This window comes from Ancylobacter lacus (assembly GCF_018390635.1).
GTDB classification, from domain to species: Bacteria; Pseudomonadota; Alphaproteobacteria; order Rhizobiales; family Xanthobacteraceae; genus Ancylobacter; species Ancylobacter lacus.
Window position 1 is genome coordinate 15,224 of sequence record NZ_JAHBGE010000080.1, and the last position, 19,304, is coordinate 34,527.

Consider the following 19,304-nt stretch of genomic DNA (forward strand, 5'->3'; position numbering starts at 1 on the left):
GCTCAGCCGGCGCGGCCCGACGGCCGCGCCTCGGCTGCATGGCTCACTTGGGATAGCCGGCCCGGGTCATCTCGCGCGCGGTGAGGGTCTGCGCCGCGGCAAGGGCCTGGTCGACCGTCGCCTTCCCCGCCAGGGCGGCGGAGAACTGCTGACCGACCGCCGTGCCGATGGCCTGGAACTCCGGGATCGCGACGAACTGGCCGCCGGTATAGGGCACCGGCTTGTCCGAGGGGTGCGCCGTGTTGGCGGACTGGATCGCGGTCAGCGTCATCTTGGCGAAGGGCGCGACCTTGAGATACTCGGGGTTCTCATAGAGCGAGGTGCGGGTGCCGGGCGGCACGTTGGCGATGCCCTCCTTCTCCGCCACCAGCTTGAGATAGGCCGGCGAGGTCGCCCAGGCGACGAAGGTGCGGGCGGCGTCCGCCTTCTTGGTGCTGGCGGGAATGCCGAGGTTCCACGACCACAGCCAGTTGCCGTGGTTGGAGCCGCCGGCGCGGGTCGGGGTCGGGGCGAAGCCGACCTTGTCGGCGACCTTCGACTCCTTGGGGTCCGAGATGAAGGAGGCGGCCACCGTCGCGTCGATCCACATGCCGCACTTGCCGGTCTGGAACAGGGCGAGGTTCTCGTTGAAGCCGTTGGACGAGGCGCCGGGCGGGCCGTACTTGCCCATCAGGTCGAGATAGGTGGAAAGGGTCTTCTTCCACTCCGCGCCGTCGAACTGCGGCTTCCACTGCATGTCGAACCAGCTGCCGCCCATGGTGTTGTTCATCGTGGTGATGAACGCCATGTTCTCGCCCCAGCCCGCCTTGCCGCGCAGGCAGATGCCGTACACCCCGGCGGCCTTGTCGGTCATCTTCGCCGCGGCGGTGGTGATGAAGTCCCAGTCGGGATTCTCGGGCATCTTCAGCCCGGCCTTCTCCAGAAGGTCGGTGCGGTACATCAGCATGGAGCTTTCGGCGTAGAACGGGACGGCATAGAGCTTGCTGTCGACCGTGAGCGCCGCGGCCACCTGCGGCAGCAGGTCGGCCTGTTTGTAGTCCGCGCCGAGATTGTCGAGCGCCAGCAGCCAGCCCTGCTTGGCCCAGATCGGCACTTCGTAGTTGCCGATGGTCAGCACGTCGTACTGGCCGCCCTTGGAGGCGATGTCGGTGGTCACGCGCTGGCGCAGCACGTTCTCCTCGAGGGTCACCCAGTTCACCTTGATGTCGGGATGCTGGGCGTAGAAGTCCGGCATGAGCCGCTGCATGCGGATCATGTCGCCATTGTTCACGGTGGCGACGGTGATGGTCGTCTCGGCCGAGGCCGCGCCCGTAAGCGCGAGCACGAGCGACGCTCCCACGAGGGTGCGAATGGTCACGGTCATCAAAAACCTCCCTTACGGCGAAGTGAGCAATTTCTCGCCTTGTGGGCAAATATTCACGGGAGTTCCCCGCCCGTCAATCCCCCCGTCATGCTGCGGCTGCGAGATGAGACGGCACGCGCGGCCGCGCACGCGGCGCGCACCACGCCGCGACGATCAACGCATCGGGGAAGGGAAGGTTGCGGACGTCGGCCGGGATACCGCCCGCCGTCTGCCCGCTAGAGACCGAGCACGCCGCGGGCGGTCGGCTCGTCGGTCACGAGGCCGTTGATGATGCCGCCGCGCAGGGCCGCGGCGATCGCGACCACTTTGGAAGGTCCGGCGGCAATGCCGATCACCGGGCGCTTCGGGCCGGCCGAGGGCGCGTGCAGGCCGCCGAGCCGGTGGTTGATGGCGAGGTCGAGGTAGCGGCCATTCGCGTCGAAGATGCGGCCCGCCACCTCGCCGACGGCCCCGGCCTCCTGCACCTCGTGCAGTTCGGCCGGCCGAAGGAATCCGTCGGTCAGCAGCGGGGCATCGTCGCTCATCTGGCCGACGCCGACGAAGCTGACATCCGCGGCCCGCGCCAGCTCGCGCACCTTGCGCACCGGCCCCAGCGAGTGGAAGGTGGCGTTTTCCTCCGCCGTCTCGCAGACCACCGGCACCGGCATCGGGTAATGCGCCGCGCGCACCTTCTCGGCGAGCCGCATGATGACCTCGAAATAGGAGGCCGACCCGTCGGGCGCGATGTTGCCGATCAGCGAGACCAGCCGGTGCTGCGGCGCCTCCATCGGGCTCAGCGCCTCGACCATGGCCCTCAGCGCGCGCCCGGTGCCGAGCGCGATGACCAGCGACCGGGGCTCCCGCAGGACCCGCTCCATCTCGGTCGCCGCGGCGGGTGCGATGGCCCGCACCGGGTCGCGGTCCGCCCCGAGGCCGGGCATCACCCGGCAGCGCACCAGCCGGAACCGGTCGCGCAGGGCGGCCTCCAGCTCGTGGCAGCTCGCAAGGTGGTGATTGAGCCGCACATGGATCAGCCCCGCCGCGACGGCACGGCTCACCAGGCGCTGGGCGCGCTGGCGCGACACCCCCATCTCGCCGGCGATCTGGTCCTGGGTCAGGCCGCCGACATAATACAGCCACGCCGCGCGGGCGGCCTGGTCGTCGGTCGAAGGCTCGGCATCGCTGGGGAGGCTCATGCGGGGTCTACAGCTGCGATCTGACGGAAAAGGTCGGGCATGGCGCCGCGAAGCTCGGCGACGCTGGCGAAACGGCGGTCCGGCACGAGTGCGTCGGGCGCCGGCAGCTCCATCACCGCGAAGTGGCTGCCCCCCGTAAAATGCCACACCTCCATGCCCGCCGCGCGGGCGGCGAGAAGGCCGGCGGTGCTGTCTTCCACAACGGCGCACTGGTCGGGCGGCACGCCCATGCTGGCCGCGGCATGAAGAAAGAGATCGGGTGCCGGCTTGCCCCTTTTCACCTCGCTCGCCGTGAAGGCGCGCCCGGAAAAGAACCGCTCAAGGCCGGTGATCCTGAGAGAGGCCGCCAGCCGGGTGGGACTGGAGGAAGTGGCGAGGCAATAGGGAACGTCCAGCGCCTCGAGCGCGTCCTCGATCCCCACCATGGACGTCAGGCCGGTCTCGAACGCCGCGAGCAGCCGGGCGCGATAGTCGAGCTCGCACTGGGCCGGCAGCCGGACGCCCCGCTCCCGCTCCACCGCCTCGACCACGGTGGGGTAGGAGCGGCCGATGCAATGGCGCGCGATGAAGGCAAGGTCGATATCGGCGCCGTAACACGCCAGCTCGTCGATGAGCGCGCGGGCGCTGATGAGCTCGCTGTCGATCAACACGCCGTCGCAGTCGAAAATGATGAGGGAAGGACGCATCAAAGCGGTCTAGTCTTCCTCCGGTCCCTCGTAAAGTGACGCCGCGCACGCGCCCATCCTCCGCCGGGAAGATGGCGGCTGCGGTCGGCGCGCGCCGACGCGACGGCACCCTTCTCCCCTCCGGGCGACGGCGGCCGGCATGCATGGCCGGCGGCGAGGGCCATGCGGGCCGCGACCAAGCCGCCGATTGATCTGGCGGGCGCTCGCCAGCCGCCGCGCCGACCCTCCCGAACCGCCGCCCGGCGTCACGGAACCGTGATGGAGGGCGTCACAAACACCTTCCCTAAGGTATTGTTTCTGAACAATATTTAATACCCTTCACCGCTCATGTCCGGGCATAATACCGGCGACACGACCCAGGTGGCGGAGCTCGACATGACGGAATCGGCAAGTGCGCGACCGCGCCGCAGGGGGGCTGCCATCGTCGGCATCGTCGCCCTGCTTCTGGCGGGAGGCGCGGGCTATGTCTTGTGGAACCGGGCCGATGCCGCGGCACCGCCAGCCGCGGGCGCCGCCAAGGTTCCATCCGTGCGCGTGGCGGTGGCGCCGGTCGCGCGGCGCGACGTGCCGGTGGTGCTGGACGGGCTCGGCACCGTGCAGGCCTCCCAGACCATCAACATCCACGCCCGGGTCGACGGCACGCTGGAATCGGTGAGCTTCACCGAGGGACAGAACGTGAAGGCCGGCGACGTGCTCGCCCGGCTGGATCCCCGTCTCGCCCAGGCCGCCCTTGACCAGGCGCGCGCGGCCCGGACCCGCGACGAGGCCCAGCTTCGCAGCGCCGAGGCCGACCTCGCCCGCTTCTCGGAGCTGCAGCAGAAGGACTATGCCAGCCGCCAGTCGGTCGACCAGCAGCAAGCGAGCGTCGACCAGCTCAAGGCGACGCTGACCGCCGACGCCGCCGCCATCGCAACCGCGCAAACCAATCTCGACTACACCGTCGTCACCGCGCCGGTGAATGGCCGCATGGGCATCCGCCAGCTCGACGCCGGCAATCTCGTCCACACCAGCGACACCACGCCCATCGCGGTGCTCACCTCGCTGCAGCCTGTCTCGGTCATCTTCTCGCTGCCCGAAAAGGACCTCGACGACGTTCAGAAGGCCGCCGCGCGCGGCTCGGTTGCGGCGGTGGCGACCCGCGACGACGGCACGGTGCTCGGCACCGGCACGCTCGCGGTGATCGACAACCAGATTGACGCCAGCACGGCGACGCTGAAGCTGAAGGCCACGTTTCCCAATGAGAATGAACGGCTCTGGCCTGGCGCGTTCGTCCATGTGCGGCTGTCCGTGGATACGATGAAGGGCGCGCTCACCGTGCCGAACGCGGCGGTGCAGCGCGGGCAGGACGGGCTGTTCGCCTGGGTGATCGGCAGCGACGACACCGCATCGGTCCGCCCGATCGAGACCGCGCAGGTTCTCGACGGCTTCACCGTGGTGACGAAAGGACTGGAGGAAGGCGAGCGCGTGGTTGTCGACGGCCAGTACCGCTTGCGCGCCAAGGCGCGGGTCACGGTCCGTGCCGCCGGCGGCGGCGAGGTGGCCGACGGCAACACCCGGTCCGGTTCGTGAGGGACAGACCGTGAATCTCTCAGCCCCGTTCATCGAACGTCCGGTCGCAACCTCGCTGCTGATGGCGGCGCTGGCGCTCCTCGGCATCATTGCCTATCCGCTGCTGCCGGTGGCGCCGCTGCCGCAGGTGGATTTCCCCACGGTCCAGGTTTCGGCCAGCCTGCCGGGCGCGAGCCCCGACACCATGGCCGCGGCGGTCGCCTCGCCGCTCGAGCGGCGGTTCGGCCAGATTGCCGGCGTCGAGCAGATGACCTCGCTCAGCACGCTCGGTACAACCTCGATCACGCTGCAGTTCGCGCTCGACCGCAACATCGACGCCGCCGCCCAGGACGTTCAGGCCGCGATCACCGCGGCGCAGCGGCAATTGCCCGACGACCTCACCTCGCCGCCGAGCTACCGCAAGGTCAATCCGGCCGACAGCCCGATCATGATTCTCGCCGCGCGCTCGGACACCATGCCGATCACCGCGGTCGACGATTTCGCCGACAATGTGCTGGCGCAAAGGCTGTCGCAGATTCAGGGCGTGGCGCAGGTGGTGATCGGCGGCGAGCAGAAGCCGGCGATCCGGGTGCAGGTCGATCCGGCCCGGCTCGCCTCCACCGGGCTCACCTTCGAGGATGTGCGCTCCACCCTCGCCTCCTCCACCGCGGAAGCGGCCAAGGGCGCGATCAATGGCGGCAACCGCAGCTTCACCCTTGCCGCCAATGACCAGATCGTCGACCCCGAGGCCTATGGCAACGTCATCCTGGCCTATCGCAACGGCGCGGCGATCCGGGTGCACGACGTGGGTACCGTCGTGGAGGGGCCCGAGAACGTCAACATAGCAGCCTGGAGCACCGACAAGCCTTCCGTCATTCTGCTGGTGTTCAAGCAGCCCGGCGCCAACGTCATCGCCACCGTCGACGCCATCAAGGCCGCGCTGCCGAAGCTGGACAACGTGATTCCCGCCGGCATCACGCTGGAGACCCTGGTCGATCGCACCACCACGATCCGCGCCTCGGTGGAGGATGTCGAGTTCACGCTGGTCCTCACCATCGGCCTCGTGGTGCTGGTCATCCTGCTGTTCCTGCGCAATGTGCGGGCGACGTTCATTCCGGCGGTGGTGGTGCCGCTCTCGCTGGCCGGCAGCGCCGCGGTGATGTACGCGCTCGGTTTCAGCCTCGACAATCTCTCGCTGATGGCGCTCACCATCGCGGTCGGCTTCGTCGTGGACGACGCCATCGTCGTCGTCGAGAACATCGTCCGCCACATCGAGGAAGGCCAGGCGCCCTATCAGGCGGCGCTCAAGGGTGCGCGCGAGATCGGCTTCACCGTGCTCTCGATCAGCATCTCGCTGGTGGCGGTGTTCATCCCGCTGCTGCTGATGGGCGGCATCGTCGGCAGGCTGTTCCGCGAATTCGCGCTCACCGTCACGGCCGCCATCGCGGTCTCGGCGCTGGTGTCGCTGACCCTGACGCCGATGCTCTGCTCGCGTTTCCTCACGGCGGAGCACGGCCAGCACGGCCGTCTGTACCGGCTGGTGGAAAGCGGGCTGGAGGGCATCGCCGGCTTCTACATGCGCACGCTCGACATCGCGTTGCGCTGGCGCTTCGTGACGCTGCTGGTGTTCTTCGCGACCGTGGCCCTGACCGGCTGGCTGTTCGTCGCCATTCCGAAGGGCTTCTTCCCAACCCAGGACATCGGCATCATCAGCGGCGTTTCCGACGCGCCGCAGGACGTCTCGCCCGAGCAGATGCGCCGGCTGCAGCTGGAGCTCGGCGCCATCCTGGCCCGCGACCCCGCCATCGCGTCGTTCAGCTCGATGCTCGGCTCGGGTGGCGCCACGACCACGAATTCCGGCCGCTTCTACATCGCGCTGAAGCCGCGCGACCAGCGCGATGCCAGCGCCGCCGAGGTGATCGAGCGGCTGCGCCCGCAGCTCGCGCGGGTCACCGGCGGGGCCGCGTTCCTGCAGCCCGTGCAGGACATCACGGTCGGAGGACGAACCTCGCGCGCCCAGTTCCAGTACACGCTGACCGACGTCGACGTCGACGAACTGAACCACTGGGCCGGGGAACTGCTGAACCGGCTGCGCACCGTGCCGGAGCTGGCCGACGTCAGCAGCGACCAGCAGGGCGACGCTCCCCAGGTGAAGATCACCATCGACCGCGACCGCGCCGCCCGTTTCGGCATCCAGCCGGCGCTGATCGACGCAACGCTGAACGACGCCTTCGGCCAGCGCCAGGTGGCGCAGTACTTTACCCAGCTCTCGTCGTACTCCGTCGTTCTCGAGGCGACGCCCGACCTGCAGAAGCACATCGCCACGCTCGACCAGATCTACCTGAAGTCGCCGGCCTCCGGCGAGGCGATCCCGCTCTCGACACTGGTGACGCTCGACACCAAGGCGGTGGGGCCGCTGTCGGTGGCGCACCAGTCGCAGCTTCCGGCCATCACCATTTCCTTCAACCTGAAGCCGGGCGTGCCGCTGAGCGCCGCCGTCGCCGCGATCAACAGGTCCTTCGCCGATCTCGGCGTGCCCTCGAGCGTCTCCGGCTCCTTCCAGGGCACCGCGCAGGTGTTCCAGAGCGCGCTCTCCAGCGAGCCGGCGCTGATCGCGGCGGCGCTGTTCGCGGTCTATGTGCTGCTCGGGGTGCTCTATGAGAGCTATGTGCACCCCCTCACCATCCTCTCCACCCTGCCCTCTGCCGGTGTCGGGGCCCTGCTGGCGCTCTGGGCCGGCGGGTTCGACCTCTCCGTCATCGGCATCATCGGCATCATCCTGCTCATCGGCATCGTGAAGAAGAACGGGATCATGATGGTCGACGTCGCCATTGCCGGCGAGCGCGACCACGGGCTGAGCCCGCAGGCGGCCATTCGCGAGGCGTGCCGGCTGCGTTTCCGCCCGATCCTGATGACGACCATGGCGGCGCTGCTGGCCGGCGTTCCGCTCATGCTCGGCCACGGCACCGGCGCCGAGCTGCGCCAGCCGCTGGGCTATGCCATGGTCGGCGGCCTCGCCCTCAGCCAGATCCTGACGCTCTATACGACGCCGGTGGTCTATCTCTACCTCGCCCGGCTGCAGCGCTGGCTCGCCGGCCCGGCGGGCCGGTCCGCGGCGCCCATCGCTCCGGCCGCCCCGCCCCACCCTGCCCCGGCGGAGTGAGGCGGGGCCGCGTCAGCGGCCGGGTTCCAGGATTTGCCGGATGCGGCCGGCGAAATCCTCCATGGTGAACGGCTTCGTCACCACCTGCATGCCCGGCGCCACCTGGCCATTGCCGATGATCGCGTTCTCGGCATAGCCGGTGATGAACAGCACCTTGAGATCCGGGCGCGTGATCCGGGCGGCGTCGGCGAGCTGGCGGCCGTTCATGCCGCCCGGCAGCCCGACATCGCTGACGAGAAGATCGATCCGGGTGTCGGACTGGAGAATCTTCAGCCCGGACGGGCCGTCTTCGGCCTCGATCACGCCATAGCCCAGCTCCTGCAGCACATCGGCGGCGAGCATGCGGATCATGGGTTCGTCATCCACCACCAGCACGGTCTCGTTGGCCCGGGCGTGGGGCAGGCTGGCGGCGGCGTCGACAGCGGCCTGAGCGTCGGCGGCGCCGTAGTACCGGGGAAGATAGAGGCACATATTGGTGCCCTGCCCGACCTCGGAATAGATCCGCACCTGCCCGCCGGACTGGCGCACGAAGCCATAGACCATGGAGAGGCCGAGCCCGGTGCCCTGCCCGGTCGGCTTGGTGGTGAAGAACGGATCGAACGCGCGGGCGGCCACCTCGGGCGGCATCCCCACCCCGGTATCGGTGACGCAGATCGAGAGATACTGCCCCGGCGGCACGTCCCGCTCCGCCGCGGCACGCTCGTCCAGCCAGCGATTGGCGGTCTCGATGGTGATGCGACCGCCGTCCGGCATCGCGTCGCGCGCGTTGATGCACAGGTTGAGCAGGGCGTTCTCGAGCTGGGGCGGGTCGACGAAGGTCGGCCACAGCCCGCCGGCCGTGACCACCTCGAGCGCGACCTGCGGCCCCACCGTGCGGCGGATCATCTCCTCCATGCCCATCACCAGCCGGTTGACGTCCGTGGGCTTGGGGTCGAGGGTCTGGCGGCGGGAAAAGGCCAGCAGGCGGTGGGTGAGAGAGGCGGCGCGGCGCGAGGCGTTCTGCGCGGCGGAGATGTATTTCTCGACCTCCGCCAGCCGGCCCTGGTGCAGCCGGGACTGCAGGAGCTCCAGCGCGCCGGTAACCCCGGTGAGCAGGTTGTTGAAGTCGTGCGCGATGCCCCCCGTGAGCTGGCCCACCGCCTCCATCTTCTGGGCCTGCCGCAGGGCCGCCTCGGTCTCGGACAGGCGAACCTGCGCCTCGATGCGCTCGGTCACGTCGTAGACAAAGTGGAACGCGGCGGTCAGCACGCCGGAGATGTCGCGCAGCGGGCTGAAATGCATCTCGTAATGCCGCGTGACGCCTGTGCCGTCGGCGAAGGCGGCGACCTCGACGAAATCCTCGCCGGCCAGCGCCCGGTCCCACAGGGCCAGCATCCGGCTGCGTTCGGACGCGTGGTCCTTCAGCAGTTCCGGCAGGCGGTCTCCGACCCGGGGTCGAAGGCCGACGAGGCGCTCGAACTCCTGCCGGGCGGCCCGGTTGATGGCCAGCCAGCGGTAGTTGAGGTCCAGCACCTGAACGAAGGCGCCGGTTCCCTCGACGATATCGGCCAGCACCTTGCGCTCGGCGATCGCCTCGCCGATCCGCTGCTCCAGCGTCTCATTGAGGCGCTGAAGCGCGGCTTCCGCCTTCCTGCGGGCGGTGACGTCCTGAAACAGCACCGCCACCTGCCGCAGCTCCGGCGGATCGACCCGGAAGGCCGCCAGTTCCAGATGACGGCCGGTCGCGACCAGCTCGCGCTCGAAGCGGATCGGCCGGCCGCTGCGCAGCACGCCGCCATACAGCTCCACCCACCCCGCCGCCTCGGCGGGAACCATGTCCCTCACCTTCTGCCCCACCACATCGGTGATGCCGGCATGGTGGGCATAGGCCGGATTGGCCTCGACATGGATGTAGTCGCTGAGCGGCCCGAACGGGCCGTCGAGAAACTCGATGATGCAGAAGCCCTCATCGATACTGTTGAACAGCGTGCGGTAGCGCTTTTCGCTGGCCGAAAGCGCCTCCGCGGACAGCCGCTGCTCGGTGATGTCGCGGGAGACGACCAGCAGCCGCTCCGGCCGGCCGGCGGCGTCGAGAACCGGCTTGACCTTCACGTCCCACCATTTGGGCGTGCCCGCCAGCGTGCTGGCCAATCCCTGGAACTGGGCGGTTCCGCCCGCCTTCGCGGCGGCAACGGCCGCCAGCGCCTCGGCATTGCCCTGCCCGCACCAGAAGGCCGGCCAGTGCCGCCCTTCTATGGCAGCGAAGTCGCCGACCTCCATGACCCGCAATCCCCCCTCGCTCATGAAGACGAGATTGCCGTCGAGATCGAGCAGCTTGATGCAGTCGTCCGAGAGGGCCAGCAGGCTCCGGAGGAAATGCGGGTCTCGTTCCAGGTTCTGCACGGCTCGCCCTTTGCCCGAAGCTGCGCATGCCGGGCGCTGAAGGCGCACGAACACGGCCAATCGGCCGGCTGACCACCGTCACACCCGGCTGTGAACCCCAGAGCGCGACCGACCGGACGGGACCGCCCCGATCGTGAATCGCGCTCTGACGTCAGGATAAGGCACGCTTCGACCGGCCTGGCGCGCCACCCCGATCGGCACGTGCTCATGGAGGCTTTAGCGTGATGCTCTCCCGCAGGCGCAAACGCGGCACGTTCGAGACATCGAACATATACGCGAGCAATGGCGCACCGGACCACTGGTCACGGTCTGAATGGCGGGTCACGGACCCGCGCCATCGACCACTCTCCGGTGACCCCGATGCAACTTTCCGCCCGGCTTCGTCGTTGACGGCGAAAACGGCACACGCAAGTGGGAGACGGTATCTATGGACCTCTGGTGGTCGGCGGCGGCAGCAGCGGCGATCCTTGTCATCATGCTGCCAATCGGGGAGTGGGTGCGCCGCCGTCGCACGCAGGCCGCCGGCATCGCCGCCCGTGCCCAAGCCAGGCCGGCAGCCGCGGAGGGATGGTGGACGCTCCAGCTCGAGCTGGAGAATCAGACCGATGCCCGCTGGGATGTGCTGGCCGTCGAAGTGGTGGAACCGGACGAGGCGCGGCTGATTCCCCGCCGCGCGGCCCTTGCCGCCCGGCCCGACGAGCATGCCGGGGCTTCCCTGTTTTCGGAGGCCGACGTCGACATCCTGCCGCGCCGCAGCAGCGACCCCATCGCCATTCCTCCGGCGTCCGGCCGCGGCCCCAGCAAGACGGCGCAGCGGGACCGCACGGTCCTCGAGACCTATCTTCTCTTCGCGCCCCCCAGCGACACCACCCGGCGGCTCGATCTGCGGCTCAGCATGCGTTCGGCGGCGGTGGGCGAGCGCTCCATCCGCGTCAGCGGCCGGCTGTCGCCCGACCAGCGACCCGACTGGCACTAGGCTCTATTCACGCGACCGCGCTGCCGGCACGTGCCGCGCCATACAGCACGGCCGCGTTGCGGCCGCGGCTCTTGGCGGCATAGAGGGCACCGTCGGCGCGCTGCACCACGTCCTCGAAATCGCGGTCGCCCGGGGCGATGGCGGCGACGCCGATGCTGGCGGTGATCTCCAGCAGGGCGCCCTCCACCCGGATGGGGGTTGCCGCGATGCGCTGCCGGACGCGCTCGGCCGTCACGAGCGCGGTTCCCTCGTCGGCCCCACCGAGCAGCACGATGAACTCCTCGCCGCCGAACCGGGCGACGTGGTCCTCCTCCCGCACTTCGCTCGGGATCAGCGCGGCCACGGCGCGGATCACCCTGTCGCCGGCGGCATGGCCGTGGCCGTCATTCACCCGCTTGAAGTGGTCGATGTCGATCATCAGCACCCCGGCGCCTTCCCCCGTCGCGGCATACCGTTCCATGGCCGCCGCGCCGAGGGGCACAAAGCCACGCCGGTTGAGAAGCCCGCTCAGCGGATCGGTGTCGGCCAGCCGCCGGAGTTCGGAGACATCCTCCAGCCGCGCCCGGTGCTCGGCGGCGCGGCGGGTGGCTTCTGCCACCCTCTCTTCCGCGTCGGCCGCCGCGGCCCGCGCCTGACGTTCGGCGTCCTCGGCGTGGCCGATGCGCCGCAGCAGCGACCGGATGGCCGACGAGATGTGGAGCACGTCGCGGGAGCCGCGCTGCCAGGCGACGCCCGAGGCTTCGCCGCCGCGCCCGATGAGGTCGATGTTGCGGCTGAGCCGCTCCAGCGGGCGCATGGCACGGTCGGCGAGGATATTGGCGAGCAGGGCGGCGGCCACGGCAGCGAACGCCCCCGCCAGCAGGATCGCGAAAAACAGGCGGTTGGCCGGCGCCAGCGCCGTGTCCACCGGGCTGCGCGCGATCACCTGCCAGCCGAGGCCGGGATAGCTGCCGAGCCCCCGTGTCGGCACGACCGCGGTAAGCATCGCCTCGCGGCCGCTGCCGTCGACAAAGGTGACGCCGTCGGCGTGTTGCGCCGGCGCCGGCCCGGCGGTCTCGGGGCCGGCGGCCTGCATCGCCGCAAGCTGCATCTGCAGGCCGGTGCTGGCCGGCCCGATCAGCGCCTCGCCGTCGCGGGAAAGGACCAGCAGCTCCGGCCGCAGGCCGGCGCGATGGTCGGCGAGGACGGTCTCGCGCACCTCGTCGGCCCATCGCCAGCTCAAATGCGCCCCGACCACCCCCGCCGGCACGCCCGCGGCATCGAACACGGGCACGGCGATGTCGACAAAGCGGAACGGCGCCTCGTCCGGCGAGGTCCGCAGCAGCTTGTCGAGCAGCTTCGCGTCGTGCACATCCTCCACCGTGGTGCCGCGGAGCCCGTGGATGAACCATGGCCGCTGCGCCACGGAGACGCCCTCCAGCATGCCACGGGTCGCGGCGCGCACCGTGCCGTCGGGCGTCGCGAAGCCGATCCAGGCATATTCGGGCAGCGACTCCTGCACCTGGGCGAGCACGCTGCGGACCTCGGCGGCGTCGCCGCGCCAGATCGTCCGCAGCGGCGCCAGCTCGGCGATGTTCGTCATTTCGCGGTAGCGCTCGAACATGTGCTGGTCGAGCCGATCCGCCATGGTCCGCGCGAGGCTCTGGAGCGAAGCCTCCGCTTCCCGCACCGCTTCGCGGCGGGCGAGCATCGCCGCGGTCAACGCCACGGCGGCGGCGGTCAGGACGCACAGCAGGCCGGCGAGCAGGGCGGTCTGCTGGCGCAACGACATGCGGTCGCGCAAATGCTTCACAGTTGGCTCCGAAGCTTGCCGCCATGTCGCAAGCCCTGAAGCGCCCGCGATGTTCGCTACCGGTATAAATCAGCCCAAGGCACGAGAGCCGGTCGCCGGCCACCGCTTCCCACAATTCTGTCGCGCCGCAGCATATGCCGCACCGGCAGCCGGGAACGTGCGCCACGTCCGGCAGCCCGGCGAACCGATTGCAGTTCCGCAAACCTAATCTGCCAAACTCACCGCTTCCGGTATCGGGCTGGCCCGACTAGCTTCCAGCCAACCCCAAGGGCGACGCCGGACGGCGCGCCGGAAAACCAGGAGTCAGGGCAATGGCGAAAGTTCTCGTTCTCTACTACTCGACCTACGGCCACATCGAGACCATGGCGAACGCCGTTGCGGAAGGCGCCCGCGAAGCCGGTGCCACCGTCGACGTCAAGCGCGTGCCGGAGACCGTGCCGGAAGAGGTGGCGAAGGCCAACCACTTCAAGCTGGACCAGGCGGCGCCGGTTGCCACCGTCGACGACCTGAAGAACTACGACGCCATCATCTTCGGCTCGGGGACCCGCTTCGGCACCGTCGCCTCGCAGATGCGCAGCTTCATCGACCAGACCGGCGGCCTCTGGTTCACCGGCGCGCTGGTGGGCAAGGTCGGCTCGGTGTTCACCTCTTCCGCCACCCAGCATGGCGGCCAGGAGTCGACGATCCTCGGCTTCATCCCGACCCTGCTTCACCACGGCATGGTCGTCGTCGGCCTGCCCTATGCCTTCCAGGGCCAGATGGGCCTGGACGAGATCAAGGGCGGCTCGCCCTATGGCGCCTCCACCCTCACCGACGGCGACGGCTCCCGGCAGCCTTCCGAGGTCGAGCTGGCGGCCGCCCGCTTCCAGGGCAAGCATGTCGCGACCGTGGCGGGCAAGCTCGCCGCCTGAGGCAGGGCTCTCCGCCTGAGGCGGGGCCCCACATTCAAGCGTCCGCTGCGCGGGTCGGCCTGGACCACCGGGCCGCACGGCGGGCGCCCTGGACACGCGGCCGGGGAAACCCGGCCGTCTGCGGGACACGCGGCCGGGGAAACCCGGCCGTCTGCGTTCTGGCGCGGCGTCAGCGGGGCGGAAGATCGCCGCGCGTCCAGCCTTCCCTCACCTGCGCCCGGTAGGCCTCGAAGCGCCCCTCGGCGATGGCCGCGCGGATGCCGGCCATCAGGCTCTGGTAATAGGCGAGGTTCACCCAGGTCAGCAGCATCGACCCCAGCATCTCCTCGCAGCGCACGAGATGGTGGAGATAGGCGCGGGAATAGTCCCGTGCCGCCGGGCAGTCGCTTTCCGCATCGAGCGGCCGCGGATCGTCGGCGTGGCGCGCGTTCTTCAGGTTGATCTTGCCGAACCGGGTGAAGGCCTGGGCGTGGCGCCCGGCACGGGTCGGCATCACGCAGTCGAACATGTCGATGCCCCGCGCCACGCTTTCCAGAATGTCGTCGGGCGTGCCGACCCCCATGAGGTAGCGCGGCTTGTCGGCCGGCAGCACCGGCCCCACGGTCTCGATCATGCGCAGCATGACGTCCTGCGGCTCGCCCACCGCCAGCCCGCCGATGGAATAGCCGGGAAAGCCGATATCGACGAGGCCGCGGGCGGATTCGATCCGCAGTTCGGGGTCGTCGCCGCCCTGCACGATGCCGAACAGCGCCCGCCCCTCCGGCTGGCTCTCGAAGGCCCGCTTGCTGCGCTCCGCCCAGCGCAGGGACAGCCTCAGCGCCCGGGCGATTTCGTCCTTCGGGGCGGGCAGGCGCACGCATTCGTCGAGCTGCATCTGGATGTCGGCGCCGAGCAGCCCCTGGATCTCGATGGAGCGCTCCGGCGTCAGCTCGAAATAGGCGCCGTCGACATGGGAGCGGAACGTCACCCCCTTCTCGCTCATCTTCCTGAGGCTCGCCAGCGACATCACCTGAAAGCCGCCGGAATCGGTGAGGATCGGGTGCGGCCAGCGGGCGAATTCATGCAGCCCGCCCAGCGCCGCCACCCGCTCCGCCCCCGGCCGCAGCATGAGGTGGTAGGTGTTGCCGAGGATGATGTCGGCGCCGAGCTCCCTCACCTGCGCGGGATACATGCCCTTCACCGTGCCGGCGGTGCCCACCGGCATGAAGGCCGGGGTGCGGATGACGCCGCGCGGCGTTTCGATCTCGCCGAGGCGGGCGGCGCCGTCGGTGGCCTTCAGGGTGTAGCGGAAAGGTTGGGTCATGGCAGGCTTTCAGGGCAGCAGCAGGCAGGCGTCGCCATAGGAATAGAAGCGATAGCCCTCGGCGATGGCATGGGCATAGGCCTGCTTCTGTGCCTCATGGCCGATGAAGGCGGCGACCAGCATCACCAGCGTCGAGCGTGGCAGGTGGAAATTGGTGAGCATGCCGCCGACGCAGCGGAAGCGGGTGCCCGGCGTTATGAAGATGTCGGTCTCGCCGCGCCAGGCGGAGAGCTGGCCGTCCTCGGCCGCCGCGCTCTCCAGCAGCCGCGTCGCCGTGGTGCCGACCGCGACCACCCGGCCGCCCGCGGCCCGGGCCGCGTTCAATGCCGCGGCCGTCTGCGCGGAAATCTCGCCCCACTCGGCGTGCATCCGGTGGGCGGCGGTGTCCTCCGCCTTGACCGGCAGGAAGGTGCCGGCGCCGACATGGAGCGTCACCCGGTGGGTGGCGATGCCGCGCGCGGCCAGCCGGTCGATCAGCTCCGGCGTGAAGTGCAGGCCCGCCGTCGGCGCGGCGACCGAGCCTTCGGCGCGGGCGAACATGGTCTGGTAATCCGCCCGGTCCTGCGCATCGTCGGGCCGCCTGGCGGCGATGTAGGGCGGCAGCGGGATATGCCCGATCGCGGCGATGGCGGCATCGAGCGCCGCGCCGGCCAGCGCGAAGCGCAGCGTGATCTCGCCACCCTCGCCCTTGCCGACGATGTCGGCGTCGAGCCCGGCGCCCTCGGCGCCGCTGAAATGGATATGGTCGCCGGGAGCGAGCCGCTTGCCCGGGCGCGCCAGCGCCAGCCAGCTATCGGGTCCGAGCCGCTTGTGCAGCATGGCCTCGACCGCGACGCCCTCGCCCTGCGAGGCCGCACGGCGGCGCACGCCGTCGAGCCGGGCGGGAACGACGCGGGTGTCGTTGACGACCAGCACGTCGCGCGGACCGAGCCAGTCGGGCAGATCGCGCACGTGAGCGTCGGTCAGTCCGGCCTGGGTCGGCGCCGCCGGCTGCGATGCGCCAGCTCCGCCTCGGGGGGCGGGGCGGACGACCAGCAGACGCGCGGCATCACGCGGGGATACCGGGCGCAGCGCGATCCGCTCGGGCGGAAGCTCGAAATCGAACAGGTCGACGCGCATCTGGCTGGGGGTCCGGTACCGAAAGAACGATCCCGGAGACGGCGCAGGGCCGCTCCGGGAGGCTCGCAATGTTCAGGGCAGGCCCCGCGACGCGCGGCGTCCGCAGGGCCACCGACGTTGGGCCGCCATCACGCGGCGGTCTTGGCCGAGACGATCTTGTCGGGGTTGCTGACCGGCTCGCCGCGCTTGATCTTGTCGACATTCTCCATGCCCTCGATCACCTCGCCCCACACGGTGTACTGGCCGTCGAGGAAGGAGGCGTCGGCGAAGACGATGAAGAACTGGCTGTCGGCCGAATCCGGGTGCTGGGCGCGGGCCATGGAGACGGCGCCGCGCACGTGGCGGCCCTTGTTGAACTCCGCCTTCAGGTTCTTGCCCGAGCCGCCGCGGCCGGTGCCGGTGGGGTCGCCGGTCTGGGCCATGAAGCCTTCGATGACACGGTGGAAGACCACGCCGTCATAAAAGCCGCTATTGGCCAACTCGGTGATCCGCGCCACGTGGTTGGGGGCGAGGTCGGGACGCAGGCGGATCTTCACCGGGCCCTGGGTGGTCTCGAGCAGCAGGATGCTCTGATCGCTCATCGTGGTCTCCTTACATAAACGTCGGGAACGGGGTCGGCGCCGCGAGGCGGCACCGGCTCACTTGTCGGCGGCCACCTTCATGGTGACGATCTTGTCGGGGTTGCGGACCGGCTCGCCGCGCTTCAGCTTGTCGACATTCTCCATGCCCGACACCACTTCGCCGACCACCGTGTACTGGCCGTTGAGGAAGGAGGCGTCGCCGAAGCAGATGAAGAACTGCGAATTGGCGCTGTCCGGCGAGGAGGCCCGGGCCATGCCCACCGTGCCGCGCTTGAACGGCACCTTGGAGAACTCGGCCGGAAGGTCGGGATATTTCGAGCCGCCGGTGCCGTTGCCGAATTCGCCGTCACCGGTCTGGGCCATGAAGCCCTCGATCACCCGGTGGAACGGCACGTTGTTGTAGAAGCCCTCGCGGGAGAGCTGCTTGATGCGCTCGGCATGCTTGGGGGCAATGTCCGGGCGCAGCACGATCGTCACGGGTCCCTTGGTGGTCTCCATGATGATGGTGTTCTGCGGGTCGGGCTTGGCCGACTGGGCCAGCGTCGGGCCGGCCTGGAACAGCGCCACGGCAGCGAACACCGCGACGGCGGCTGCCGTCGTGGCGAAGGCGGGGATGAGGCGTCGGAACATCGGGGCTTCACTCCGGTGTGGAAGAAGACGGAACAGGCGCCGCGGGCTCAGCCGCGACGGAGCCGGGTGGCGAGTTTCTCCCGCACGACGGCCGGCACGAAGGCGGAGACATCCCCGCCCATCGCCGCGATCTGCCGCACGAGCGTGGCGGTGATGGGGCGGGCGATCGGGGAAGCGGGCAGGAACACGGTCTGGATGTCGGGTGCCAGCACGGCGTTCATGCCGGCCATCTGCATTTCATAGTCGAGGTCGGTGCCGTCGCGCAGGCCCCGGATGAGCAGGCTCGCCCCGTTCCGGCGCGCCGCGTCGACCACCAGGTCGTCGAAGGTCACGCAGTCCAGCACCGCGCCTTCGGCCTCGGCGATGGGCGCGAACACCGCACGCAGCATTTCCAGCCGCTCCGCGGCCGGGAACAGCGGGGTCTTGCCGGGATGCACACCGACCGCCACGATCAGCCGGTCCGACAGCCGGGCGGCCGCGCGCGCGACTTCGACATGGCCGTTGGTCGGCGGGTCGAACGAACCGGGGTAGAAGGCAATGCGGGCGCTCAATGGCGGTTCCCTGATCTGCTGGGCAAAGGCCAGACGGCACGAAAGCAAGGCGGCGCCTGCCTTCGTCGATGCGCGGGATGGTTAGCCGTGTCCGCCGTCCGGCGCAAGCGCGCTCACAACCGCATGGCGGCGGCCCGCGCGGCGGCGGCCGCTCAGGCGGCGGGGGTCCAGCGGAAAGCGAGCGGCGCCTCGCGGAAGGCGAGGCGGTCCAGATGTCGCTCGACCACGCCCTTCATCGGCTCCAGCGCCGTCTCGGACGCGGCTTCGAGCCGCAGCCCCAGCGTCCCGGCACCCACCCGCAGCTCCAGCCTGACGCTCTCCGGCAGTTCCACCGTTCCCTCTTCCGGGGTGAAGGAGACGGCGAACCTGTGGCTCCAGTGCTTGCAGAGCTGCTGGAGGTAGCGGCTGGCGTGGGCGGTCGGCACGTTGCAAACGGCCGCCACAATGGCGGGGCGGTTGGTCGGGACGGTTTCGGTCATGACCCTGTTCCTTCGGTTTGCCCCCCGAAGCGCGGCCCGTGGCGGGCCGCTCAGCGCTCGTCCCGGCCGATCCATTTGGTGACGCTGGGGGCCTCGTAGGCCCGCAGCGCCGCGAAGAGGGCGGCGGGGTCGCGTGCCTCGATCAGCATGCGGCGATGCTGCGGCCGCATGAAGGCTTCCGCCTCGGCGTGGTCGAGGAACGCCAGCAGCCCGTCGTAATAGCCGGCGACGTTCATGACGGCGCACGGCTTGGTGTGGTTGCCGAGCTGGGCCCAGGTCCACACCTCGAACAGCTCTTCCAGCGTCCCAGCGCCGCCGGGCAGCGCGACGAAGCCATCGGAGAGCTCCGCCATCAACGCCTTGCGCTCGTGCATCGAGCGCACCACGCGAAGGTCGGCGAGCCCGCGATGGGCGACTTCCTTCTCCACCAGCCGCTGGGGGATGATGCCGATGACCTCGCCCCCGGCCGCGAGCGCGGCATCGGCGAGCGCCCCCATCAGCCCGACCGACGAACCGCCATAGACAAGGCCGATGCCCTCCCGGGCGAGGGCGCCGCCGAGTTCCCGCGCCGCGGCCAGATAGTCCGGCCGGAGCCCGGGATTGGAACCGAGGAAGACACACAGACGGCGCATGGGCGGACATCCA

16 protein-coding genes are annotated in these 19,304 nt (G+C 69.8%); 4 read left to right on the forward strand and 12 right to left on the reverse strand.

Translation table 11 applies throughout. From position 1 onward, the window contains the following. Positions 1 to 43 precede the first annotated feature (43 nt). From KHC27_RS20055 to KHC27_RS20065, 3 genes are all read right to left on the reverse strand, one after another. Positions 44 to 1,357 (reverse strand): ABC transporter substrate-binding protein, encoded by a 1,314-nt coding sequence (locus KHC27_RS20055; protein ID WP_213341621.1) that lies wholly within the window; start codon positions 1,355 to 1,357, stop codon positions 44 to 46. Between the two features lie 221 nt (positions 1,358 to 1,578). Next, a complete protein-coding gene (locus KHC27_RS20060; RefSeq protein WP_213341581.1) occupies positions 1,579 to 2,538 on the reverse strand; it encodes a sugar-binding transcriptional regulator in 960 nt (319 codons plus the stop codon). Next, positions 2,535 to 3,224: an HAD family hydrolase gene (locus KHC27_RS20065; protein WP_213341583.1), complete on the reverse strand. Its 690-nt coding sequence runs from the start codon at positions 3,222 to 3,224 to the stop codon at positions 2,535 to 2,537. Before KHC27_RS20065 ends, KHC27_RS20060 begins: the two co-directional genes overlap by 4 nt. A 375-nt stretch (positions 3,225 to 3,599) precedes the next feature. Here KHC27_RS20065 and KHC27_RS20070 point away from each other — a divergent pair, with 375 nt between their 5' ends. Both KHC27_RS20070 and KHC27_RS20075 read left to right on the forward strand, forming a co-directional pair. Then, complete coding sequence (locus KHC27_RS20070) at positions 3,600 to 4,793, forward strand: efflux RND transporter periplasmic adaptor subunit (RefSeq protein ID WP_213341585.1); 1,194 nt, start codon at positions 3,600 to 3,602, stop codon at positions 4,791 to 4,793. Between the two features lie 10 nt (positions 4,794 to 4,803). Next, positions 4,804 to 7,935: a multidrug efflux RND transporter permease subunit gene (locus tag KHC27_RS20075; protein ID WP_213341587.1), complete on the forward strand. Its 3,132-nt coding sequence runs from the start codon at positions 4,804 to 4,806 to the stop codon at positions 7,933 to 7,935. 12 nt (positions 7,936 to 7,947) lie between these two features. Here KHC27_RS20075 and KHC27_RS20080 read toward each other — a convergent pair whose 3' ends face one another. After that, positions 7,948 to 10,317 (reverse strand): PAS domain-containing protein, encoded by a 2,370-nt coding sequence (locus KHC27_RS20080; RefSeq protein WP_343210950.1) that lies wholly within the window; start codon positions 10,315 to 10,317, stop codon positions 7,948 to 7,950. A 427-nt stretch (positions 10,318 to 10,744) separates the two neighbouring features. Between KHC27_RS20080 and KHC27_RS20085 the strand changes: the two genes are divergently transcribed. Beyond that, positions 10,745 to 11,293: a hypothetical protein gene (locus tag KHC27_RS20085; RefSeq protein WP_213341589.1), complete on the forward strand. Its 549-nt coding sequence runs from the start codon at positions 10,745 to 10,747 to the stop codon at positions 11,291 to 11,293. 7 nt (positions 11,294 to 11,300) lie between these two features. Here the strand turns inward: KHC27_RS20085 and KHC27_RS20090 are convergent, their stop codons facing one another. After that, complete coding sequence (locus KHC27_RS20090) at positions 11,301 to 13,085, reverse strand: sensor domain-containing diguanylate cyclase (RefSeq protein WP_213341591.1); 1,785 nt, start codon at positions 13,083 to 13,085, stop codon at positions 11,301 to 11,303. Between the two features lie 311 nt (positions 13,086 to 13,396). Here KHC27_RS20090 and wrbA point away from each other — a divergent pair, with 311 nt between their 5' ends. Beyond that, positions 13,397 to 13,996 (forward strand): NAD(P)H:quinone oxidoreductase, encoded by a 600-nt coding sequence (gene wrbA, locus KHC27_RS20095; RefSeq protein ID WP_213341593.1) that lies wholly within the window; start codon positions 13,397 to 13,399, stop codon positions 13,994 to 13,996. Between the two features lie 169 nt (positions 13,997 to 14,165). On the opposite strand, the gene tgt is transcribed toward wrbA, so the two are convergent. From tgt to KHC27_RS20130, 7 genes are all read right to left on the reverse strand, one after another. Beyond that, the gene (gene tgt, locus KHC27_RS20100) at positions 14,166 to 15,299 is read right to left on the reverse strand and encodes a tRNA guanosine(34) transglycosylase Tgt (RefSeq protein ID WP_213341595.1); all 1,134 of its coding nucleotides are present in this window, start codon (positions 15,297 to 15,299) and stop codon (positions 14,166 to 14,168) included. Between the two features lie 9 nt (positions 15,300 to 15,308). Continuing rightward, positions 15,309 to 16,418 carry a tRNA preQ1(34) S-adenosylmethionine ribosyltransferase-isomerase QueA gene (gene queA, locus KHC27_RS20105; RefSeq protein ID WP_213341597.1) on the reverse strand — a complete coding sequence of 370 codons (1,110 nt, stop codon included), beginning with the start codon at positions 16,416 to 16,418 and terminating at the stop codon, positions 15,309 to 15,311. 128 nt (positions 16,419 to 16,546) lie between these two features. Next, on the reverse strand, positions 16,547 to 16,999 hold the full coding sequence (locus KHC27_RS20110) for a peptidylprolyl isomerase (protein WP_213341599.1): 453 nt from the start codon (positions 16,997 to 16,999) through the stop codon (positions 16,547 to 16,549). A gap of 57 nt (positions 17,000 to 17,056) precedes the next feature. Beyond that, a complete protein-coding gene (locus KHC27_RS20115; protein ID WP_213341601.1) occupies positions 17,057 to 17,629 on the reverse strand; it encodes a peptidylprolyl isomerase in 573 nt (190 codons plus the stop codon). A gap of 47 nt (positions 17,630 to 17,676) precedes the next feature. Beyond that, on the reverse strand, positions 17,677 to 18,180 hold the full coding sequence (gene coaD / locus KHC27_RS20120) for a pantetheine-phosphate adenylyltransferase (RefSeq protein WP_213341603.1): 504 nt from the start codon (positions 18,178 to 18,180) through the stop codon (positions 17,677 to 17,679). A gap of 152 nt (positions 18,181 to 18,332) precedes the next feature. After that, entirely contained in the window at positions 18,333 to 18,659 is a 327-nt protein-coding gene (locus KHC27_RS20125; protein WP_213341605.1) for a DUF2218 domain-containing protein, read from the reverse strand. Positions 18,660 to 18,709: 50 nt separating this feature from the next. Further along, positions 18,710 to 19,291 carry an LOG family protein gene (locus KHC27_RS20130; RefSeq protein WP_213341607.1) on the reverse strand — a complete coding sequence of 194 codons (582 nt, stop codon included), beginning with the start codon at positions 19,289 to 19,291 and terminating at the stop codon, positions 18,710 to 18,712. Positions 19,292 to 19,304: the final 13 nt, after the last annotated feature.